This window comes from Halpernia humi, from assembly GCF_900108025.1.
Taxonomy (GTDB): Bacteria; Bacteroidota; Bacteroidia; order Flavobacteriales; family Weeksellaceae; genus Halpernia; species Halpernia humi.
Genome location: NZ_FNUS01000001.1, coordinates 626,471 through 647,961, shown reverse-complemented (window position 1 = coordinate 647,961; position 21,491 = coordinate 626,471). Strand labels below are relative to the sequence as shown.

Annotated in this window: 20 protein-coding genes and 1 tRNA gene; 9 read left to right on the top strand and 12 right to left on the bottom strand. The window is 31.6% G+C overall.

The annotated features are described in order from the left end of the window. Window positions 1-8: 8 nt before the first annotated feature. The gene (locus C4S29_RS03050; RefSeq protein WP_185116936.1) at window positions 9-884 is read right to left on the bottom strand and encodes a lysophospholipid acyltransferase family protein; all 876 of its coding nucleotides are present in this window, start codon (window positions 882-884) and stop codon (window positions 9-11) included. Window positions 885-956: 72 nt separating this feature from the next. Here C4S29_RS03050 and C4S29_RS03045 point away from each other — a divergent pair, with 72 nt between their 5' ends. Further along, entirely contained in the window at window positions 957-1,538 is a 582-nt protein-coding gene (locus tag C4S29_RS03045; RefSeq protein WP_103912642.1) for a thioredoxin family protein, read from the top strand. Between the two features lie 38 nt (window positions 1,539-1,576). Here C4S29_RS03045 and C4S29_RS03040 read toward each other — a convergent pair whose 3' ends face one another. From C4S29_RS03040 to C4S29_RS03015, 6 genes are all read right to left on the bottom strand, one after another. Next, window positions 1,577-2,938, bottom strand: a complete 1,362-nt coding sequence (locus tag C4S29_RS03040; RefSeq protein WP_103912641.1) for an aldehyde dehydrogenase — start codon at window positions 2,936-2,938, stop codon at window positions 1,577-1,579. A 45-nt stretch (window positions 2,939-2,983) separates the two neighbouring features. After that, complete coding sequence (locus C4S29_RS03035; RefSeq protein WP_103912640.1) at window positions 2,984-4,582, bottom strand: GMC family oxidoreductase; 1,599 nt, start codon at window positions 4,580-4,582, stop codon at window positions 2,984-2,986. A gap of 145 nt (window positions 4,583-4,727) precedes the next feature. Next, window positions 4,728-5,930 carry a cytochrome-c peroxidase gene (locus tag C4S29_RS03030; protein ID WP_103912639.1) on the bottom strand — a complete coding sequence of 401 codons (1,203 nt, stop codon included), beginning with the start codon at window positions 5,928-5,930 and terminating at the stop codon, window positions 4,728-4,730. Window positions 5,931-5,970: 40 nt separating this feature from the next. Beyond that, window positions 5,971-6,414, bottom strand: a complete 444-nt coding sequence (locus C4S29_RS03025) for a hypothetical protein (protein ID WP_103912638.1) — start codon at window positions 6,412-6,414, stop codon at window positions 5,971-5,973. Then, a complete protein-coding gene (locus tag C4S29_RS03020; protein ID WP_103912637.1) occupies window positions 6,407-6,673 on the bottom strand; it encodes a hypothetical protein in 267 nt (88 codons plus the stop codon). Before C4S29_RS03020 ends, C4S29_RS03025 begins: the two co-directional genes overlap by 8 nt. Then, a complete protein-coding gene (locus C4S29_RS03015) occupies window positions 6,673-7,194 on the bottom strand; it encodes an RNA polymerase sigma factor (protein WP_262496755.1) in 522 nt (173 codons plus the stop codon). The genes C4S29_RS03020 and C4S29_RS03015 overlap by 1 nt, the downstream gene beginning before the upstream one ends. Window positions 7,195-7,369: 175 nt before the next feature. Between C4S29_RS03015 and purB the strand changes: the two genes are divergently transcribed. The 6 genes from purB to purF all read left to right on the top strand — a co-directional run bounded on the left by purB (window position 7,370) and on the right by purF (window position 16,225). Further along, window positions 7,370-8,797, top strand: coding sequence for an adenylosuccinate lyase (purB, locus tag C4S29_RS03010; RefSeq protein WP_103912635.1), 1,428 nt, complete (start codon window positions 7,370-7,372; stop codon window positions 8,795-8,797). A gap of 77 nt (window positions 8,798-8,874) precedes the next feature. Continuing rightward, on the top strand, window positions 8,875-12,564 hold the full coding sequence (locus C4S29_RS03005; RefSeq protein WP_103912634.1) for a phosphoribosylformylglycinamidine synthase: 3,690 nt from the start codon (window positions 8,875-8,877) through the stop codon (window positions 12,562-12,564). Window positions 12,565-12,658: 94 nt separating this feature from the next. Then, window positions 12,659-13,267, top strand: coding sequence for a SatD family protein (locus C4S29_RS03000; RefSeq protein ID WP_103912633.1), 609 nt, complete (start codon window positions 12,659-12,661; stop codon window positions 13,265-13,267). Beyond that, entirely contained in the window at window positions 13,264-13,965 is a 702-nt protein-coding gene (locus C4S29_RS02995; protein ID WP_103912632.1) for a DUF3307 domain-containing protein, read from the top strand. Before C4S29_RS03000 ends, C4S29_RS02995 begins: the two co-directional genes overlap by 4 nt. Before the next feature lie 18 nt (window positions 13,966-13,983). Continuing rightward, complete coding sequence (purC, locus tag C4S29_RS02990) at window positions 13,984-14,703, top strand: phosphoribosylaminoimidazolesuccinocarboxamide synthase (RefSeq protein WP_146063246.1); 720 nt, start codon at window positions 13,984-13,986, stop codon at window positions 14,701-14,703. Between the two features lie 40 nt (window positions 14,704-14,743). Further along, complete coding sequence (gene purF / locus C4S29_RS02985) at window positions 14,744-16,225, top strand: amidophosphoribosyltransferase (RefSeq protein WP_103912631.1); 1,482 nt, start codon at window positions 14,744-14,746, stop codon at window positions 16,223-16,225. 152 nt (window positions 16,226-16,377) lie between these two features. Here the strand turns inward: purF and C4S29_RS02980 are convergent, their stop codons facing one another. Continuing rightward, window positions 16,378-17,079: an ABC transporter ATP-binding protein gene (locus C4S29_RS02980; RefSeq protein WP_103912630.1), complete on the bottom strand. Its 702-nt coding sequence runs from the start codon at window positions 17,077-17,079 to the stop codon at window positions 16,378-16,380. Between the two features lie 135 nt (window positions 17,080-17,214). Further along, a tRNA-Arg gene (locus tag C4S29_RS02975) sits at window positions 17,215-17,288 on the bottom strand. Between the two features lie 46 nt (window positions 17,289-17,334). Here C4S29_RS02975 and C4S29_RS02970 point away from each other — a divergent pair. Together C4S29_RS02970 and mtgA are read left to right on the top strand one after the other, a co-directional pair. Then, complete coding sequence (locus tag C4S29_RS02970; RefSeq protein WP_103912629.1) at window positions 17,335-18,381, top strand: ABC transporter substrate-binding protein; 1,047 nt, start codon at window positions 17,335-17,337, stop codon at window positions 18,379-18,381. Window positions 18,382-18,499: 118 nt separating this feature from the next. Continuing rightward, complete coding sequence (mtgA, locus tag C4S29_RS02965) at window positions 18,500-19,144, top strand: monofunctional biosynthetic peptidoglycan transglycosylase (RefSeq protein ID WP_103912628.1); 645 nt, start codon at window positions 18,500-18,502, stop codon at window positions 19,142-19,144. Window positions 19,145-19,152: 8 nt separating this feature from the next. On the opposite strand, the gene C4S29_RS02960 is transcribed toward mtgA, so the two are convergent. The 3 genes from C4S29_RS02960 to C4S29_RS02950 form a co-directional block, all read right to left on the bottom strand. Further along, window positions 19,153-19,443: a DciA family protein gene (locus C4S29_RS02960; protein WP_103912627.1), complete on the bottom strand. Its 291-nt coding sequence runs from the start codon at window positions 19,441-19,443 to the stop codon at window positions 19,153-19,155. An 84-nt stretch (window positions 19,444-19,527) separates the two neighbouring features. Further along, window positions 19,528-20,607: a DNA replication/repair protein RecF gene (gene recF / locus C4S29_RS02955; RefSeq protein ID WP_103912626.1), complete on the bottom strand. Its 1,080-nt coding sequence runs from the start codon at window positions 20,605-20,607 to the stop codon at window positions 19,528-19,530. Between the two features lie 120 nt (window positions 20,608-20,727). After that, complete coding sequence (locus tag C4S29_RS02950; RefSeq protein ID WP_103912625.1) at window positions 20,728-21,486, bottom strand: UbiA prenyltransferase family protein; 759 nt, start codon at window positions 21,484-21,486, stop codon at window positions 20,728-20,730. Window positions 21,487-21,491 lie beyond the last annotated feature (5 nt).

Sequence of the window (21,491 nt, the reverse complement as noted above, 5' to 3'; positions counted from 1 at the left end):
AAACCAAATTATTTTTCAAATGTTTTAATTAAATGCGCATATTTCCATCTTCTATGAGACCAAAGCCAATTATCTGGTCTTTTGTTGATCGTGTTTTCTAGTAATTTATGAAATTTTTTTACGACTTCAAATTCTTGAAATTTTTCTCCATCTGCTTCAATTCTATAGTAATTGACTTGATAAAAGCCACGTTTCACCTTTTTCATTTCGCAATACACAAAAATCATATCCATTCGGGTGGCCAATTTATCGTATCCTATAAAAGCGGGCGTCGGTTGATTTAGAAAATTTATGCCAAAATTCACTTCGCTAGAATGCGGCGTTTGGTCTGCCACAAACATATAAACAGAATTTCCATCATTTGGATTTCGCAAAATATGCCGAATAACTTCTTTGGCTTCTATTGCTTTATTTCCAAATTTATTTCTAATAATTTTCACCTTATCTTCCCAAAAACTATTGTTTACTTTTCTGTAAACGGGATGACAACTTTCTTGCGGAATAATGGTTGCTAAAGGCGTTATCCATTCCCAATTAAAAACATGGCCAGCCAATAAAATCACGTTTTTTTTCTCTTCTTTCGCTTGTCGAAAAACATCTTGGTTCAAATGCTGCATTCGCACTCGTAATTCTCTGTCAGAGATGGTAAAAGATTTTATAGTTTCAGCCATATAATCTGAAAAATTTTTATAAAATTTTCGCCTTATGGTTTTAATTTCAGTATTTGATTTTTCAGGAAAAGCCGTCTTCAAATTTTTAGTAACGACCTTCTTGCGATATCCGACAACATAGTAACTTACGAAAAAGATGATATCTGCAAATAAATAAAGAATTCGCAATGGTAATCGGGAAATAAGTAAAATTATTTTAAATAGAAATTTCATAAGTATTTCGCAAAGTTAATCATTACACTTAAATTTTAATTATTAAAAATATATTATATTTACTAAAAAAAAATGAAAAAATTAAACTTACTGTTTTTCAGTTTTATATTTTGTGCCTTAGCAACTGTTTCTTGCAATAAAAGTAAAACAGAAATCGCAATCAATAAAATTGATAGTTCTGCAATTGTAAAGGACAGTGCCACAATTATGGCAGAAAAGGAAGCGGCTGCAAAAACTGAAATCGCTTCTTTACCAAAACCATATCACCCAGAAGATAATGCAGAAGAAAAAATTTCTGAAGCAGTTGCACTAGCAAAAAAAGAAAATAAAAACGTGATGATTCAGGCTGGCGGAAATTGGTGTATTTGGTGTTTGAGATTTAATAATTACGTGCAAACTACTCCAGAACTTAAAAATTTGGTTGATAAAAATTACGTTTATTACCATTTGAATTATTCACCAGAAGTGAAAAATGAAAAAGTTTTCGCAAAATACGGTGATCCAGGAAAAAAATTCGGTTATCCAGTTTTCATAGTTTTAGATCAAAATGGAAAGCAAATTCACACGCAAGACAGTTCAGTTTTGGAAAGTGGAAAAGGCTACAGTTTAGAAAAAGTAAAGAAATTCTTTTCAGATTTCGCACCGAAATCTTAGAAACAAAAAATCCCGAAATTATTTTTCGGGATTTTTATTTACATTAATTTTTTTATCCATTTCAATTTTTCCTTTGTGTAAGGCGGATATTTTAAATCTGGTTCGCCCCAAGTGGATTTAGACAAAACAGATTTTTGATGTGAAAAAGCATCAAATCCAAATTTCCCGTGATAATGTCCCATTCCAGAATTTCCAACACCGCCAAAAGGTAGATTATCATTTCCCAAATGCATCACCGTTTCATTGATGCAGCCGCCACCAAAAGAAATTCTTTGCGTAAAAAGTTCTTTTTCAGATTCATTATCGGTAAATAAATAAGCCGCCAAAGGTTTTTCATGGTCGGCAATTATTTCTAAAGCGTCTTCAAATTTTGTAAAAGTGAGAATGGGTAAGATTGGACCAAAAATTTCTTCCTTCATTACAGCATCTTCCCAAGTGACATTATCCATTAAAGTCGGTTCAATAAATCGTTTTGAAGCATCCGTTTTTCCACCATAAATTACTTTTTTAGCATCAATTAATTTTGTTAATCGTTCAAAATTTTTGTCATTAATAATTTGTGTGTATTGCTCAGAACCTTCATTGTATTGAAATTTTTCTAAATAATTTTTAATGTTATTAATCAACTCATCTTTCACAGAATTTTCAACTAAAATATAATCTGTGGCGACGCAGGTTTGTCCGGCATTCAAAAATTTCCCCCAAACAATTCGTTTTGCAGCAATATCTAAATTTGCTTTTTTTGAAACAATTGCGGGCGATTTTCCACCTAATTCTAAAGTAACAGGCGTGAGATTTTTGGCTGCGGCTTCATACACAATTTTGCCAACTGCTGTAGAACCGGTAAAAAATATTTTATCGAATCTTAGTTTTAATAATTCTGTAGTTTCCGGAACGCCGCCTTCCGCAACGAACAAATATTCTGACGGGAAATTTTCATTAATAATTTTTGCCATCGCATTAGAAGAATGAAATGAAATTTCGCTGGGTTTTAAAATGCAGGTATTTCCTGCCGCCATCGCAGCAACCATCGGCGAAAGAGACAATTGGTAGGGATAATTCCACGCACCAATGATGAAAGTATTTCCCAAAGGTTCAGGATAAATTTTACTGCTTCCAGGTAAATTTACAATATTTGTCCAGATGTTTTTTGGTTTTGAAAGTGCGTTTAAATTTTTAATATAATAATCAATATCTTTTTTCACGAAAGATATTTCCGTTAAAATTGTATCAAATTTAGATTTTCCGAAATCTTTGAAAATACCATCTAATAGAAGTTTTTCATTTTCAGAAAGCAATTTTTTTAATTTTTCTAAATTGTCTTTTCGGAACTTAATATCTTTTGTTTTTTGTGTTCTGAAAAATTTCTTTTGACTGTTTAATATTTCTTGAAAATTCATTTTTATTAATTTTATAAGTAAATTTAGTTTAAAACTAATTGTTAATTATCGACTGAGTATAAAATCTGCCGCTTTTTCACCAATCATAATGCATGCCGCGTTCGTGTTTCCTGAAATAATATCGGGCATTATCGAAGCATCTGCAACCCGAAGATTTTCAATGCCATGAACTTGTAGTTTGTCATTTACCACAGAATTTTCATCATTTCCCATTTTGCAAGTTCCCACAGGATGATAAAGCGTTTCCAGTGTTTTTTTGATATGTTCAACCAAGACTTCATCTGAAGCATTTCTTGGTGGCCAATTCATTTTTTTTGCTCTTACTTCATCAAAACTCGTAGAATCCATCACTGCCATTGCTTTTTTTAAACCTATCAATAAACGTTTGATGTCATTTTCTTTTGATAAAAAATTAGGTTGAATAATTGGCGCATCACGGCTGTCATTAGATTTTAAACCAATAAAACCAGAACTTTCAGGATGAAGTAAAATCGCTAAAATAGTGTAACCATTTGTCGTAGGAAGAGAAAATGGATTGTAAAGGTCTGCTTTATAATCATTTCCCATGTGTAAAGGTGAAAAATGAAACTGCAAATCTGGGATTTCTTTATCTTCTGAAGATTTTAAAAATGAAGTGGTCTCAATAATAGAATGATTGAGCAAAGATTCTTTTTTTCTAAAATATTGGAATAAATGATTAATAAACCCTGTTTTTTTAATAATATTATTTAAACCGTTTACCTTGCTAAAATCACTCGTTCCCGACCAAACGTGGTCTTTTAAATTTTCGCCAACTGCGGGCAAATATTTTATTAAAGCAATATTAAATTTTTTCAGTTCCTCTTTTGGACCAATTCCCGAAACTTTTAAAAGTTGCGGCGATTGAATTGCGCCTGCGCAAAGAATCACTTCTTTATTGCAAAATATTTTTTCTGAAGAATTTTTTCCTGTCCAAATTTCAACACCAATCGCTTTTCCGTTTTCAATTAAAATTTTTTTTACAAAAGTTTTAGTTTTTATTTCTAAATTTTTTCTTCTCAAAATTGGTTTCAAAAAGGCTTCAAAAGTACTTTGTCGAACATTTTTATCAATCGTGAATTGTAAAAAAGAAGTTCCTTCTTGTTCTGAGCCGTTGTAATCTTCATTAAAATTTAAACCATTTTCTTTGCATGCCTCGATGAAAGCATAAGTAGATTTGTGATATTCTTTTCTCAATGAAACATTTAATTCGCCATTTTTTCCATGGAACTTGTCATTAAAAGAATGGTTGTTTTCAGATTTTTTAAAATAGGGAAGAACAGATTGGTAATCCCAACTTATATTTCCCATTTTCGCCCAAGAATTATAATCTTTTGCATTTCCGCGCACATAAGCCATTGCATTTGTCGCGCTAGAACCGCCCAAAGATTTTCCTCTGGGAATAAAAATTTTTCGGTTATTCACGAACGTTTGAGGTTCCGTAGAAAACGCCCAATCCATTTTACGACGGTTCAACAAACTATACCAACCAGGAATTTTCGAGAAAAAACTCGGTTTTCCGCCGGCTTCGATTAGCAAAACAGAATTTTCAGGATTTTTGCTCAATCGATTTGCCAAAACACTTCCTGATGAACCTGCACCAATAATTATAAAATCTGGCTTCATTTTTTTAAACTAATTTTTTAAAGTTACAATTTTATATTAATTCTTATTACAAAAATTGTTGGTTTTCAAAAGTTTAAAATATCTTTTTTAACCCAAAAAAACGCAGTTGAATGCTGCGTTTTAAAATATTTAAAATTTGTGTTTTTTAAGGAAAAGGATTTCCCCATTTTTTGTTGGTATAAACGTCGTTTCCTGCGGTCGTTTTAAGAAATGCAATTACTGCATTTATTTCTGTTGCTGTTAAATTTAATTTTTGCCCAATTCCATTTGGTGCAAGTCTAGGATCGAGATTGGTGTTTCCTGGCGCAATATTTATGGTTCCGTAATGCCCAATTACATTTTGCAAAGTTGCTAAATTTCCGGTATGCATAAATGGGCCGTTTTCTGTTCCGTCTGGTTTTGTAACGTTTCTTAAACTTGGGGCTTTTGTATTGTCAATATCAATTCCTGTTGCCGCAATAATCCCAATAATTCCGTTGTTTTTAGAATTTGGATCTATGGAAAATTCTGGTGCGGCGTGGCAACCAGCGCAACCAAGACCGCCGCCAATTCTGCTACTATTTGCATCAAAAATAGGCGCTGCCAAAAATAATTGTTTTCCTAGATTTTCTTGTGTTGTAAAATTCGAAAAATTTGCCTGATCATTTGGTGAAATCGCTCTTCCTGCATCATATTTAGAATCAAAAGATTGAATACTTCTTACAAATTGCGCCAAAGCATTTTGAATCCTATCTTGTGTCACCGTAGAATCGCCATAAACAAATTTAAAAAGTTCTTGATAATAACCAATATTTTGAAGTTTTGCTAAAAGTGCTGAAATGTTTTCATCACCATCAGTTCCGCTAAAGCCCATTTCTTTGTGATCTTGTATTGGCATTGAAGTTTGTGCTTCTAAAGAACTTGCGCGTTCATTCCAGAAAAATTTTACTTCGTTGCTAAATCTTGCATTTACTAATCGCATAGAATGTCTTGTGGTATTGCCATTCACACCAGAACTTGCAATATCAGTATCGCCAAAAGCCAATGCTTGTTTATGGCAACTTGAGCAAGAAATTGTATTGTTTTTTGAAAGATTTTTGTCGTAAAAAAGTACGCGTCCAAGTGTTGCACCTTTATCTGTAATCGGGTTTACTGTCGTGTTATCTTTATTAATATAAGCCGGTTTTGTTTGGTTAGCATAATTTTCCAAAGCATTTAGATTTATATTATTTCCAAAAGTTGCGGTTACATTCGGGTAAGTTTCCGCAGTTACAGGCGTTCCTTCAATTGAAGTATCCGAAGAGCAAGAATAAAAGGAAAATACTACTGCAAGGCAAACAAAGGCGAGAATTTTTAGTGGCTTTATCATTTTTATTAGTTTTAATTATGATTTAATTTTTTTTAAAAAGTTAATTAGGTTTTCTTATTTTTCCTGAAAATAATTTTGCCAAATCTTGTGTTAATTCCGAAAAATCCTTTTCTTGAGAAGGTTTGCAAATACTTTTAATCTCTAAAAAATGTTTATAATTAATTTTTTCTGCATTTTCTTGTTGCAAACCAATCTTCTTGATAATTAAATTTATTTTTGCGCTGTCTTGTTTTTTATCGAGTTCTTTATACAGATTATTTCTATATTGATTGATCAGCATTTCATTTTCTCTCACCAAATTTCTATGGATTTTTATAATTGAATCATATTTTTGAACTTGATCTTTATCAAAATGAAGTTTTCTAATAATCAAATGTCTAGGATTTCCTTCCGAATTTGGTCCGTTGAAATGCAAGAAAAATAAGACTGCGTGCGAAATCAGTAATCCAATAATAATGGCTATTAAAAATTTTGTTTTATTCATGGTATAAAATATTATTGGTTTCAGGTATCATTTTAGAGTAAGTATTCATATTATTTTTATTTAAAACCATAAAAAATTCTGTACTAATTAAAAGAAGAATTCCACAAGCGACCGCGCTTACCCAAAACATTGAAACTGTATTTTTTTGATGTATTTTTTCTAAAGTGTTTGCGAATAATTTTTCATCTGGTTCCACTTTTTTTATTTGGCTTAAAAGAGTAAAGATTTCTTCCATATTTTGTTTAGACGAGTTTTCCATCACTTTCCTTTGTTTTTAGTTAAAATTATTTCAAGATTTTTTTTTGCTCTTTGGAAAAGAGATTCCACCGCTTTTTCACTCAATTCCATTATTTCTGAAGTTTCAGATTGAGAGTTGCCTTCAATTTTTAGCAAAATAATTACTGTTTTTTGTTGCGCTGTAAGTTTGTTTATGGCTTTAAAAATTTCTTGAATATCTTCTTTTTGTTCTAAAACCGCACCTGGATGATCAAAATTTACGGGTTGGTAAAAATTCTTTTCATCACCAATCCTAAATATTGAACTGAAAAAAATTCTTTTTTGAGCGTTTTTTGCTTTGATAAAATCTAAAGATTGATTAATGGCAATTCTATAAATCCAAGTTTTAAGTTTAGATTGATTTTTAAAAGATTCAAATTTATCTGATATTTTTACAAAAACATCTTGCGTAATTTCTTCCGCATCTTCCACATTTTGTGAATATTGCAAAGCCAAATTATACACCATTTTTTGATATAGAAAAAAAATCTCTTTAAAACTCACTTTATTATTTTCCAGATTTTTTATTTTAATATTAGACGACAAAAAACATTTTTTCCTTCGCTTCTTTTTTTGTTTTATGTAAATATAATTTTTATTAATATTTAATGTGCTTTATTTAATTCCTTCGTCAAAAAAATCTTAAATTTGCATTTTAAAATAATTCAAATTAAAAAGAATGAATTCTTACAAAAATCCACTTGAAGAGCGATACTCAAGTGAAGAAATGCTTTTTAATTTTTCACCAGATAACAAGTTTCAAACTTGGCGTAAATTGTGGGTCGCTTTAGCGGAGATCCAAAAAGATTTGGGCTTAAATATTACCGACGCACAAATTTCTGAACTTAAAAATAATATTGAAAATATTGATTATAAAGTTGCGGCGGATTATGAAAAAAAATTCCGACATGATGTAATGGCGCACGTTCACACGTTTGGTGATGTTGCACCTTCCGCACACGGGATCATTCATTTAGGCGCTACTTCGGCTTTTGTAGGCGACAATACAGATTTAATTCAAATTCGCGATGGTTTAAATATTTTAAAAAGTAAAGTGATTTCTGTGATGAATTCACTTTCAACTTTTGCTTTAGAATATAAAGATTTGCCAACTTTAGGTTTCACACATTTTCAACCAGCGCAATTAACAACTGTTGGAAAACGCGCTACTTTATGGCTTCAAAGTTTGCTTTTAGATTTTGAAGAATTAGAATTTTTTATTGATACTTTGCGTTTTAGAGGCGTAAAAGGAACGACTGGAACGGCCGCCAGTTTTCTTGAATTATTTGATGGCGATTACAGCAAAGTGAAACATTTAGATAAAGAATTATCCAGACGTTTTGGATTTTCTAATGTTTTCGGCGTTTCCGGACAAACTTACGATAGAAAAATTGATGCGAAAGTAATGTCTTTGCTTTCAAATATTGCACAATCTGCACATAAATTTAGCAACGATTTGAGATTACTTCAAAATTTAAAGGAAATAGAAGAGCCTTTTGAGAAAAATCAAATCGGTTCCTCAGCAATGGCTTACAAACGAAATCCGATGCGAAGTGAAAGAATTGGCGCGCTTTCAAAATTTGTAATGTCTTTATCTTCCAGTTCTGCGATGGTTGCTGCAACACAGTGGTTTGAAAGAACTTTAGATGATTCTGCAAATAAAAGATTAACCATTCCACAAGGCTTTTTAGCAGTTGATGCCATTCTTTTAATCTGGGATAATATTATGAATGGTTTGGTGGTTTATCCGAACAGAATTAATAAGCATATTCAAGAAGAATTGCCTTTTATGGCGACGGAATATATTATTATGGAAGAAGTAAAAGCAGGTGGAAATCGCCAGGAAATTCACGAAATAATCCGTGTTCATTCTATGGAAGCCAGTAAAAAGGTGAAAGAAGAAGGTTTAGAAAATGATTTGATCAGCAGGATTATAAATGATACCAGTTTAAAATTAGAAAAATCAAAACTATTGGAAGGTCTAGATCCGCATAAATTTGTCGGTTTTGCGCCCATACAAACTGAGGAATTTATAAAATTAGAAATAAAACCCGTGTTGGATAAATACAAACACTTAATTAGTTTAAAATCAGAACTTAAAGTATAAAATAATGCAGTCTTTTTGGCTGCATTTTTTAGTTAAATTAAATAGAAAAAGTAAATCTCATAATTGTAAAATTTAGAATGGACAAAAGAATTTTTGTAGAAAAAAAAGGATTATTTGATGTAGAAAGCGCCGCAACTTTGTCGGAAATTAATGACATTGTTCCTTCAGTTTCAAACATCAAGGTTTATAATATTTATGATGTATTTAATATTGAAGAAAATTTCTTTCAAGAATTTGTGCAAAATACATTATGCGATCCTGTTACCGACATTTTACATTTAGAAAATCCCGCAAAAAGCACTTTTTTCGCAGTAGAATTTTTACCCGGACAATATGACCAAAGAGCAGATTCTGCAGAGCAATGCAGCGCTTTATTGACTGGTGATAATAAAGTCAAGATAAGAAGTGGAAAACTCATCGTTTTGCCAGAAATAAATGAGTTTGATTTAAAAAAAATTAAAGATAATTTTATTAATAAAGTAGAATCTCAAGAAAAAAATCTTGATATTTTAGAAATTCCAACAGAAAATGTAGCGACAAAAGTTCCTGTTTATGAAAGTTTTAATGATTTAAATAGTAATGAATTAGAGGCTTTATATAATTCTAATGGTTTTTCTTTCGGCTTTGATGATTTACAATTTATCCAAGATTATTTTAAATCAGAAAAGCGAAATCCTACAGAAACAGAATTGAAAGTTCTAGATACTTACTGGAGTGATCATTGTCGCCACACGACTTTTGAAACCGAACTGACTGATATTCAATTTGAAGGCGATTTTAAAGAAACTTTAGATGCTATTTTTAATGATTATTTAGATAAAAGGAAGTTTTTAGGAAGAGAAGCAAAACCGATTTCCTTAATGGATTTGGCAACCGTTTGCGGCAAATATTTTCATAAAACCGAAAAATTAGATAATCTCGTCATTACAGATGAAATCAACGCTTGCACCATCGAAATTGAAGTAGAATACGACGGCAAAAAAGAACCTTGGTATTTATTATTTAAAAACGAAACGCACAATCATCCTACTGAAATAGAACCTTTTGGTGGTGCTTCTACATGTATTGGCGGCGCAATTCGCGATCCTTTGTCAGGAAGAGCATTTGTTTATCAAGCGATGCGTTTAACGGGCGCAGGAAATATTTTAGAGCCGGTTTCAGAAACTTTAGTCGGAAAACTACCGCAAAGAATTATTTCTAAAAAAGCCGCAAATGGTTATTCTTCCTATGGAAATCAAATCGGTTTAGCCACAACTTTGGTTAATGAAATTTATGACGAAGGTTACAAAGCCAAAAGAATGGAAGTGGGTTTTGTAGTTGGCGCAGTTCCAAAAGATTGGGTTCGGCGTGAAAAGCCTGAAAATGGCGATTTAGTTATTGTTTTAGGCGGCGCAACTGGACGTGATGGAGTAGGCGGTGCTACTGGAAGTTCCAAAGAGCAAGATGAAAATGCTATTCATCAACTTTCTACTGAAGTTCAAAAAGGAAATGCTGTGGAAGAACGAAAAATTCAGCGTTTATTTCGAAATCCAGAAGTGACAAAATTAATTAAAAAATGTAATGATTTTGGTGCGGGCGGTGTTTCTGTTGCAATCGGGGAAATTGCTGATTCACTGGAAATTAACCTCGATAATTTGCATCTAAAATATGAAGGTTTAAACGGAACAGAACTCGCCATTTCAGAATCGCAAGAGAGAATGGCAGTTGTGATTGAGGCAAAAGATAAAAATAAATTCATCCAACTTTGTGAAGCCGAAAATTTGATTGCAGTAGAAATTGCAAATGTGACGGATTCTGGAAGAATGCAGATTTTTTGGCAAAATAATATCATTGTAGATTTAAGTAGAGATTTTTTAGAAACCAATGGTTGTGCTAAGAAACAGGACGTGCAAGTTTCTCATTTAAAGGAAATTAACTTAAATAATTTAACTTTTAACGAAGCGAATTTTTACAAAAAATTAGCCGAAAAAAATGTGGCTTCACAAAAAGGCTTACAACAAATGTTTGATTCTACAGTTGGTGCAACAACGGTAATGCTTCCTTTGGGCGGAAAATTTCAAAATACGGAAATGGAAGGAAGTGTGCAGACTTTGCCGGTTCTGAATTCAACAAATGTAAAAACGGTTTCCTTGGCAAGTTGGGGTTTTGATGCTGAAATTTCTTCTCAAAATACTTTGATCGGTTCGAGTTTAGCCGTTGTAGAAAGCGTCGCAAAAATCGTAGCAATGGGCGGAAATTATAAAAATATCCGTTTGAGTTTTCAGGAATATTTTGAAAAATTAGGAACTGATCCAGAAAAGTGGGGAAAACCACTTTCTTCTTTGCTGGGTGCATACGACGCTCAAATGAAATTAGGTTTGGCTGCAATTGGCGGAAAAGATTCTATGAGCGGAACATTTCAAAATATAAACGTTCCGCCGACATTAATTTCTTTCGCTTGTGCGAATGGAACTATTGAAAATATTATTTCACCAGAATTTAAACAGGCGGGAAATTTTATCTATCATTTTAATGCAGAATATGATGAAAATGGCTTGCCAAAATATGATCAATTAATTGAAATTTTTGATTTTGTTTTTGCCAATATTTCTACGAAAAAAATAGTTTCTGTTAAAACAATTAAAGATGGCGGTGTTGCGGTTGCACTTGCAAAAATGTCTTTTGGAAACTTTTTGGGAGCAGAAATTAATTTAGATAATGATTTACTTTTATCTAAAAATATTGGTAGTTTTTTAATTGAAAGTTCAGAAAAACTAGATTTTAATTTACTTAAACTTATAGGTGAAGTTAAAAATACTTTAGTATTGAAAATCAATTATTTAGAGTTTAATATTGAAAATTTACTTGAAATAAATACATCAACTTTCGAAAGTGTTTTTCCTACTGTTGAAAAAGAGAAAGTAATTATAAATTTAGATGAAAATTTAGAAGGAATTAATCAGAAAACGATTAATATTATTTCACATAAAATTGGAATGCCGCAAGTTTTTGCACCTCTTTTTCCAGGAACAAATTGTGAATATGAAACCCAAAATGCTTTCCGAAAAGAAGGCGTGAAAGTTGAGAGTTTACCCTTTGTAAATCTTAGCCATCAAAGCATGGAAGAGTCTATTGAAAATTGGGTAAGAAAAATTAAACAGTCGCAGATTTTAGTTTTTTCCGGTGGATTTTCTGCGGGTGATGAGCCAGATGGTTCTGCAAAATTTATGGTGAATGTTTTAAAGAACAGCAGAATGAAAGACGCTGTTCACGAATTTTTAGAGAAAGATGGTTTGCTTTTAGGAATTTGTAATGGCTTTCAAGCGCTTGTTAAATCTGGTTTATTGCCTTTTGGAGAAATTAAAAATTTAGATGAAAATGCACCAACTTTAGCCCACAATGCAATTGGAAGACATATTTCCCAAATGGTAAATTTGAAAGTTGTTAATGATAAATCACCTTGGTTGCGCGGGATGAAAGATAAAATCTATACAATTCCGGTTTCTCATGGGGAAGGGCGTTTTATGGCTTCGAAAGAAATATTAGAAGATTTATATAAAAACGGACAAATCGCAACGCAATATGTTGATTTTGAAGGAAATATTGCGCACGGAATGCCGTTTAACCCAAATCAATCGCTTTTCGCAATTGAGGGAATTACCAGCGAAAGTGGAAAAATATTTGGTAGAATGGGACATCCAGAAAGATACACGGATGGTTTAATGAAAAATAATGTGGATGCTAATTATCATAACATTTTTAAAAATGGTGTGGAGTATTTTAGATAGTATAAGCGATACATATTATAAAACAGATTATAAGCATATTTACTTATAATTTAAAATATAAGGTTATTAACTTATATTTTTGTATTTTTGAATTATGGAAGCAGTTATAACAGGCGATATTGTAAATTCTCAAAAAGCAAATTCTAAAACTTGGCTAAAGGCATTGGAAGTTGCGATTGGGGACGATTTTAAAAATCAGCAAAAGTGGGAAATTTTTCGGGGCGACGAATTTCAATACTATATAGAAGACGCAAAAGAGGTTTTCTTGATTATTTTGAAGATAAAATCGCAAATAAAAATGATTAAAAATTTGGATATAAGAATGTCTGTGGGATTTGGAACACGCGATTTAGCCATGAACAAAGTCTCGCTTTCCAACGGAAGCGCTTTCGTGAATTCCGGTAGAAACTTTGAGAATTTGAAAAAAGAGAAAATTAATTTGATAGTGAATTCTGGGAATAAGAATTTTGATGATGATTTAAATTTAATTTTCAGATGGGCTTCCGAAACAATGGATAATTGGACGCCGCCTGTCGCTGAGACCGTATTTGAACTTTTAACGAATAAAAATTTAACACAAGAAGAACTGGCGAAAAAATTAGATATATCACAATCATCAGTAAGTCAAAGATTTAAAAGGGCTAATTTTGGCCTACTAATGGAAACCGATCAGTATTTCAGAAAAAAATTAGCAGAATTATGATTTTTTTGAAACTCATATTAGCGCATTTATTTGGGGATTTCCTTTTCCAGCCGGATAAATGGGTCATTAATAAGGAACAAAAAAAAATCAAAAGCAAGTATTTGTATTTTCATGTTTTACAACATATCGGTCTCGTTTTTCTATTTTTATGGGATTTAAGTTTGTGGTATATTCCCCTCATAATCGGCGTTTCACACTATTTAATTGATGTCGCGAAATTATATTTCCAAACAAGAAAGACGAAAAGATTATGGTTTTTCCTAGATCAGTTTTTACATTTTGCCGTCATTTTTGCAATCTCATTTTACTTTCAAGAAATCAATTTTAATTTTTTACAAAATCCTGTTTTCTTAAAATATATAGTAGCCGCAGTTTTTTTAACTGTTCCAACTTCTATTTTTATCAAAAATTTATTAACAACTTGGTCGCCAATAACCATAGAACACAGCAAAATTCAAACGGATTCTCTCGTAAATGCAGGGAAATACATCGGGATTTTAGAGCGACTTTTGGTTTTTACTTTCATAATTATCAATCATTGGGAAGGCGTCGGATTTATGATAGCCGCAAAATCCGTTTTCAGATTCAGCGATTTGGCGGAAGCAAAACAAAGAAAATTAACGGAATACGTTTTAATAGGAACTTTATTAAGTTTCGGAATTGCCGTAATAACAGGGATTATCGTAAATATTTTTTAAATAAATAAAATTAAAAAAATGCAAAAAGGGGAAATGCTTTATGAGGGAAAAGCAAAACAAATCTTCGCAACCGAAAAAGAAGATGAAGTTATCGTAAAATTTAAAGATGACGCGACGGCTTTTAACGCCCAAAAACGTGGAAGTTTTGACCGAAAAGGCGAAATGAACAACGCCATAACAACGCTTATTTTCGAATATTTAAATGAAAAAGGAATTGAAACGCACTTCATTAAAAAGTTAGATGACAGAGAACAACTGGTAAAAAAAGTGTCAATTATTCCTATCGAAATGGTGGTGCGTAATTATTCTGCAGGAAGTATGGCGCAAAGATTGGGTATTGAAGAAGGAATTAAATCACCCATCACGATTTTTGATTTATGTTTAAAAGAAGATGCGCTTGGCGACCCGTTAATAAATGATTTTCACGTATTATTTCTCGGTTTGGTGACTAGAGAAGAATTAGATGAAATGTATCATTTAACCAATAAAATCAATGAAATTTTAAAAGAATTATTCGATAAAATGAATATTATTTTAGTTGATTTTAAAATTGAACTTGGAAAAACTTCTGACGGAAAAATTATTTTAGCAGATGAAATTTCACCGGATACTTGCCGACTTTGGGATAAAGATACCATGAAAAAATTAGACAAAGATAGATTTAGACGTGATTTAGGGGACGTAACCGAAGCCTATGTAGAAATTTATGATCGATTGAAAACGGCTTTAAATAAATAAAAATTTTGAATCTTTTCAAGGTTTAATAAAAATAAAATAAATGTCAATCCACGAAAAATATAAAAAAGATTTTTTAAAGCAATTTAAAGAAAGGTCATATTTCAGGAATGTCTTAAAAAAAGATTCTACAGATTCTCCCACAGAAGAATGCGGGATTTTTGGTCTTTACTCAGAAAATGCAATAGATACTTTTTCGCTCTCGCAGTTTGGCCTTTTTGCCCTGCAACATCGCGGGCAAGAAGCCTGCGGAATTTCTGTACTCAAAGGTGGTAAAATAGTGAATTTTAAAGATGAAGGTTTGGTTTTAGATGTTTTTAAAAGCATTCGCGAACCAGAATCTTTTATGGGAAATTCGGTTATTGGCCACACAAGATATACCACCGCCGGCGATAAAAAGAAATATAATTTTCAGCCCTTTTATGCGAAAAATGAGTACGACCAAATTATTTTGTCAATTGCACACAATGGAAATTTAACGAACGCGCATGAATTAAAACAAGAATTAGAAGCAGAAGGCGTGGTTTTTCGGGCCACTTCAGATTCTGAAGTGATTTTAAGATTAATTCAAAAACATTTAGATTTAGGATTGCGCGGGGCTATAAAAGCGACGATGGAAAAAATTGAAGGCGCTTATTCTGTGGTTGGAATGACGAGAAATAAATTTTTTGCGTTTCGAGATTTTAATGGGATTAGACCTTTAGTTTTAGGCGCAATTGATGAAAAAACATTTGCCTGCGCTTCTGAAAGTGTCGCTTTAGACGCAATTGGCGCACAATATGTGCGCGATATTTTGCCTGGCGAAATTGTTTATACTAGTGAAAATGAAAAAGGCTTAAAATCGTTTTTAGTTAAAGAAAATTGCGTAAATAAAATTTGCGCCTTTGAATATATATATTTTGCCCGTCCCGATTCTACTTTAGAAAACATTAGTGTTCATGAAATTCGTGAAAAATCTGGTGAAAAAATTTGGCAACAAGCGCCCGTAGAAGCAGATATTGTAATTGGCGTACCAGATTCTGGCGTTCCGGCGGCGATTGGTTTTTCTAAAGCAAGCGGCATTCCTTTTCGGCCCGTATTAATTAAAAATAGATATATTGGTCGATCTTTTATAGTTCCAACACAAGAAATGCGTGAAAGAATCGTAAATCTGAAATTAAACCCCATAAAATCTGAAATTGAAGGAAAAAGGGTTGTAATAATTGATGATTCTATTGTTCGCGGCACAACTGCGAAGCGCTTGGTGAAGATTTTAAGAGATTGTGGCGTGAAAGAAATACATTTCAGAAGTGTGTCACCACCAATTATTGCGCCTTGCTTTTTGGGTATTGATACGCCTTCAAAAGACGATCTTATTTCCGCGAATATGTCTGTGAAAGAACTCCAAGATTATTTGGGCGTAGATTCTTTAGAATTTTTGAGTGTGAATAATTTAATTGAAATTTTAGGCTCTCCACAACATTGTTTTGGCTGTTTCACCGAAATCTATCCCGTGAAAAAAGGAGAAGAAAGTGTTTTATTCTAACATAATTTAAAAAAAAGGTGTTTTTCCTGTAATAATTTACTCTCAACAGTTATACATTTGTCTCAACACAATTCAAAAATTTTCAGATTAGATTTTTCAAAAAGGGATCAAACACAGATGATGAAAATTGAAAGTAACCTCTTTTAAAGAGGTTATTTTTTTGTTGTAGCCTTTTTAAACGCCTCTTCTAAACTTCCAAATTTACCTCGAAATTCTTCCACAGCACAATCTTGCAATATATTTCCATTATCAATTAAAATCACTCTTGTGCATAATGCTTCCACTTCTTGCATGAGATGTGTACTCAAAATTACAGTCTTTTCTTTCCCAATTTCTTTAATAATATTGCGAATTTCTATAATTTGATTGGGATCTAAACCGTTGGTAGGCTCATCTAAAATAAGTAAATCTGGCTTGTGAAGAATGGCTTGTGCAATTCCTACTCGTTGTTGATAACCTTTAGAAAGTTGACTGATTATTTTTGATTTTTCGGGCGTAATTTCTACATTTTCAATAATAATATCAACTTTTTCTTTTGGTATTTGATGTAGTTCTGCAACAAAATTTAAGTATTCTTTTACATACATATCTTTGTAAAGCGGATTATCTTCCGGTAAAAATCCTATTTTTTTCTTTACACTTGTTTCATTTAAAGTAATATCTTCTCCATCAAATAAAATTTGGCCTTCTTCAATATTTAAAGCGCCCACAATGGTTTTCATTAATGTAGATTTACCTGCGCCGTTTCGACCTAGAAGTCCTATAATTTCATTTTTTTTAATAGAAATATTTACAGCATTTAAAGCAGTTTGCGCACCAAATGTTTTTGTAAGATTGATGATTTCTAAAGCCATAATTTTGAAATTATTTAATGATAAAACGTAAAAATAAGTAAAATATTAAATCTAAATTTTATTATTTTCCTGTCATTTTAAATGGTTTAATATTCCATAAAAAAACCGAAAAATATAATTTTTCGGTTTTAAAAGTGACCTCGACTGGATTCAAACCAGTAACCTTCTGAGCCGTAATCAGATGCGCTATTCAGTTGCGCCACGAGGCCTTTATTTCGGTTTGCAAATATAATACTTTTTTATTTCCTTTGGGAAATGAAAAATTACTTTTTTGCACTTTTTTCGCTTTTTTTTATTTTTTCTTGTAAAAAAAACACACCATCAACTTCCGGAAATTGGGTTGTAATTTCGCAAAACCTTAAATATCAAAAAGATAAAGATTATTTTAATATAAAATCAGGGAAATTTAGTTTTAAAATAAAAAATGCCGATTTACCATTAAAAAAAATAATTTTGCTAAATTCTTCTTTGCTCGGCTATTTTGAAGCTTTAAATGCAGAAAATTTAATCGTCGGTGTTTCTAGCCCTGAATATATTTTCAATGAAAAAATTAGAAATTTAGTTAAAAGTGGGGCGATTAAAAATGTTGGAGATGAACAAAAATATGATATTGAGAAAATCATCAGTTTGAAACCAGACGCAATTGTCACTAACTATGTCCCGAATTTTGAAAACACTTACGAACTTCTAAGAAAAAACCACATTAAAATTTTATTTTTTGATGAATATTTAGAGCAAAATCCTTTAAAAAAATCGGCTTACATTAAAGTATTTGGCCAACTTTTAGGAAAACAAAAAGAAAGTGAAAACGTTTTTGAGACCGTAAAAAATAATTATGAAACTTTAATTAAAATGGCGGCGAAAATTAATAATAAACCAAATGTTTTAGCGAATGAAATGTACGGAAATCAGTGGTTTTTGCCTGGTGGAAAATCTAATTTTGCGCAATTGATCACCGATGCAAATGCGCATTATATTTTTGGAAATAATGGCGAAAGCAAAGCCATTCCGTTGAGTTTTGAAGAAGTTTTTGTAAAGTCTAAAAACGCAGATTATTGGGTAAATGTAGGTAATCATTTAAGTAAGAATGAATTATTGCAGATCAATGCTTCTTACGCGAAAATGAAGGTCTTTAAAAATGGCGAAATGTATTCTATCACGGGTAAAATTAGAGGTCAAAGCAATGATTATTTTGAAAGCGGTGTGGTGCGTGCAGATCTGGTTTTGAAAGATTACATCAAAATTTTTCATCCCAAATTATTTCCAAAATATCAATTGACTTACATGAAAAAATTGAGATAATTTTATTTTATAAATTGACGGTTTGCCCAAATTTTACAAAAAAAATGAATTCATTTGGAGGCGAGTTCTTAAATAATACTCGCCAAAATTTCCTTATTTTTGTATTTCAATTTTGACTATGTGGAAAACAATTAAAAGAATAATTTACGTTTTAATTCTTGCCAATATTTTATTTATTTTTTGGGGGAAATTTTTTAATCCGCCCATTACTTTAACGCAAATTGGTGGCTTAATTGAATACGGAAAATTAGAACGCGACTATATAAACGCCGATGAAATGGGAACTTATGTGAAAAAAGCGGTGATTGCATCTGAAGATCAAAAATTTTATTTGCACAACGGATTTGATTATGCAGCAATTGAAAAAGCTTTAAAGCACAATGAGAAAGGAAAAACGGTGCGCGGCGGAAGTACAATTTCACAACAAACGGCAAAAAATATATTTCTTTGGCAGGGTAGAAGTTGGGTTCGCAAAGGTTTAGAAGCGGTTTATACTTTCGCAATTGAGTTGGTTTGGGGAAAAGATGTAATTTTAGAACGTTACTTAAACTCAATAGAAATGGGTCGCGGCGTTTTTGGTGTAGAAGCAGCGAGCCAATATTATTTTAAAAAATCAGCAAAAAATCTTACGAAAAGTGAAGCAGCTTGGATTGCAGCGATTTTGCCAAATCCGCAGAAATATGATCCAAAAAACCCATCAACTTACCTTTCAAAAAAACACAATTGGATTATGCGGCAAATGAATAATGTTGTTTTAAAATAAATTTTAAATTATAAAATCAAAAGATCGTTAATATGTTCTTCGCCTTCTAATTCTTGCATTTTTTTCAGAAAAAAACTTTTTCTAAGCCTTAAATCATTCCGAAACATGGAAGAATTAATGCGTAAAACTAAAACTTTTTCCTTTAAATTTATGCTTTTTACTTCTTTGAAAAGGGATTCATCCAAATAATCTTCCAAAAAACTTTTTACACGAAGCGCGCGCAATTTATCTTCGAAACCGTTCAATCTTGCAAAGGATTTTACCAATTCTGAACTTTGATATTCTCTTTTCTTTTTCATATTTAGATTTCTATTTTTTTAAAGATCATATGTTATCGCCTTAGTCTTCATCGGTGTTGGTTTGCAAACTTGTTAATGGCGATTTCACAATTCAAAAATTTTACTTTCCTCATTAATCCTTTTTACGATAGATTCGGTTCGTTCTCGGCTGGTATCCGTCAAAAATATTTGCCCAAAATTTTCCTGATTTACCAATGAAATAAGTTGTGAAACGCGCAAATCATCTAGTTTATCAAAAATATCATCCAACAAAAGGATTGGTGTTTTACCCGTTAATTTTTTTATTCTGCTCATTTGTGATAATTTCAGCGCAATCAAAAAAGATTTTTGCTGGCCTTGCGAACCTATTTTTTTAATTAAATTTCCGTTCATTTCAAACCATAAATCGTCTTTGTGCACTCCGCGACTGGTGTAAGTTAAAATTCGGTCTTTTTCTAGATTTTTTTGTAAAATATTTTTAAAATGATCTTCGTGTAAATCAGAGTGGTAAATTAAGTTAATGTCTTCCTTTGCACCACTAATTATTTCGTAATAATGCTGCACAAAAGGTAAAAGTTCGGCTAAAAAAGATTTTCTTTTGTTAAAAATTTCCGTTCCAAATTTGCTTAAAGGTTCGTTATAAATTTCCAAATTTTCAGCATCAAAATATCTGTTTTTAGCAAAAATTTTAAGCAAAGCATTTCTCTGCTGAAGTGTTTTTTGATATTGAATTAAATTATAAAGATATTCTGAATCTGTTTGCGAGATCATCGCATCAATAAATTTTCTGCGGCTTTCTCCAGAGTCTGAAATTAAATTAGAATCGTAAGGAGAAATAATCACGCTCGGCAAAAAACCGATATGTTCAGATAAACGGTCGTAAGTTTTCTCGTTTTTTTTGATCGATTTTTTACTTTCTTTAGGTAAAATTATCTTGATAATATCTGTTTTTTCATTTCCTAAAACTTCCGCTTCTAGACTGAAAAAATCTTCATCGTGTTTGATGTTATTAAAATCTGAATTTCCTAAAAAACTTTTCCCAACAGAAATATAGTGCAAAGCATCGAGAATATTGGTTTTCCCGGCGCCATTGTTTCCCACAAAACAGTTGATTTGTGGCGATAAATCAAAATTTTTCTGTGTATGGTTTTTGAAATTAATAATTTGAAGTTTTTGGATGATCATATTCCTAAAATATTTTTTAATTTTTCAGGATTTTGTCTTCTGTCCCAAATGCGCGAACCAATTTATTTTTAATTTCTTCAAAGTTTTCCATCTTGCAAATTTTAGTAAAGTTAATGTTTTTTAAAAATATTGTAGTAAAATTAAAAACAATAGAGGCAAAGCGCTGCAAGTTTCTACCCAAAAAGAAAAATAAGATTCTTTGTTATCATTTTCGGAGAAATAGATTAAAATAAAGGTGCAAATGCTTGTTAAAAATAAAGCAAAACTATAAATTGGCTGCAAGTACGATATTGATATTGATAAACTGCTGAAAACCAACAAATAAGCGAAATATTTTGTATTCTGAATTCCAATAAGTTGCGGAAAGGTGACCACATCATCTACTTTCATATCTCTAATGTCAAATGGTAGCACTAAAGCGGTGATAAACAGCCAACTAATGAAAAATATTGGCCAATTCATTTCTGGTAAAATAAGCCAGCCATTAATTAGCGCCCAAGTTAAACCCACATAAAAAACTTTAAAAAGTGGAATTTTTCTGATAAAATATTTTAAGAAAAAACTATCATATAAAAGACCTATAAAAACGATAATTCCCCATCTCCAAAGCCTTTCAAAATGTTGATCATAGATGATGAGAAAAATTGAAAGAAAGCCACAAATACAATTGAAAATCAATACTTTAAATAAAATTTTTTTATTATTTTGGTATTTTGTATAAATGTAACCGCTGAAATAAGTTATAAAAATTAGCAGCAAAGTTGGAAAGCGGAATATGTTTTGATTCAGCATAAAAAAAATGGCTAAACAAGTGCCCATCAGCGAGACATACAATTGGCTGTCAATTAGATATTTTTTGCTTAATTTTAAAACATTCATTCTTC

Bases quoted from the DNA above. Each gene is read 5' to 3' on its own strand.
- C4S29_RS03050 (WP_185116936.1), bottom strand. From the start codon at position 884: ATGAAATTTCTATTTAAAATAATTTTACTTATTTCCCGATTACCATTG.
- C4S29_RS03045 (WP_103912642.1), top strand. From the start codon at position 957: ATGAAAAAATTAAACTTACTGTTTTTCAGTTTTATATTTTGTGCCTTA.
- C4S29_RS03040 (WP_103912641.1), bottom strand. From the start codon at position 2,938: ATGAATTTTCAAGAAATATTAAACAGTCAAAAGAAATTTTTCAGAACA.
- C4S29_RS03035 (WP_103912640.1), bottom strand. From the start codon at position 4,582: ATGAAGCCAGATTTTATAATTATTGGTGCAGGTTCATCAGGAAGTGTT.
- C4S29_RS03030 (WP_103912639.1), bottom strand. From the start codon at position 5,930: ATGATAAAGCCACTAAAAATTCTCGCCTTTGTTTGCCTTGCAGTAGTA.
- C4S29_RS03025 (WP_103912638.1), bottom strand. From the start codon at position 6,414: ATGAATAAAACAAAATTTTTAATAGCCATTATTATTGGATTACTGATT.
- C4S29_RS03020 (WP_103912637.1), bottom strand. From the start codon at position 6,673: ATGGAAAACTCGTCTAAACAAAATATGGAAGAAATCTTTACTCTTTTA.
- purB (WP_103912635.1), top strand. From the start codon at position 7,370: ATGAATTCTTACAAAAATCCACTTGAAGAGCGATACTCAAGTGAAGAA.
- C4S29_RS03005 (WP_103912634.1), top strand. From the start codon at position 8,875: ATGGACAAAAGAATTTTTGTAGAAAAAAAAGGATTATTTGATGTAGAA.
- C4S29_RS03000 (WP_103912633.1), top strand. From the start codon at position 12,659: ATGGAAGCAGTTATAACAGGCGATATTGTAAATTCTCAAAAAGCAAAT.
- C4S29_RS02995 (WP_103912632.1), top strand. From the start codon at position 13,264: ATGATTTTTTTGAAACTCATATTAGCGCATTTATTTGGGGATTTCCTT.
- purC (WP_146063246.1), top strand. From the start codon at position 13,984: ATGCAAAAAGGGGAAATGCTTTATGAGGGAAAAGCAAAACAAATCTTC.
- purF (WP_103912631.1), top strand. From the start codon at position 14,744: ATGTCAATCCACGAAAAATATAAAAAAGATTTTTTAAAGCAATTTAAA.
- C4S29_RS02980 (WP_103912630.1), bottom strand. From the start codon at position 17,079: ATGGCTTTAGAAATCATCAATCTTACAAAAACATTTGGTGCGCAAACT.
- C4S29_RS02970 (WP_103912629.1), top strand. From the start codon at position 17,335: ATGAAAAATTACTTTTTTGCACTTTTTTCGCTTTTTTTTATTTTTTCT.
- mtgA (WP_103912628.1), top strand. From the start codon at position 18,500: ATGTGGAAAACAATTAAAAGAATAATTTACGTTTTAATTCTTGCCAAT.
- C4S29_RS02960 (WP_103912627.1), bottom strand. From the start codon at position 19,443: ATGAAAAAGAAAAGAGAATATCAAAGTTCAGAATTGGTAAAATCCTTT.
- recF (WP_103912626.1), bottom strand. From the start codon at position 20,607: ATGATCATCCAAAAACTTCAAATTATTAATTTCAAAAACCATACACAG.
- C4S29_RS02950 (WP_103912625.1), bottom strand. From the start codon at position 21,486: ATGAATGTTTTAAAATTAAGCAAAAAATATCTAATTGACAGCCAATTG.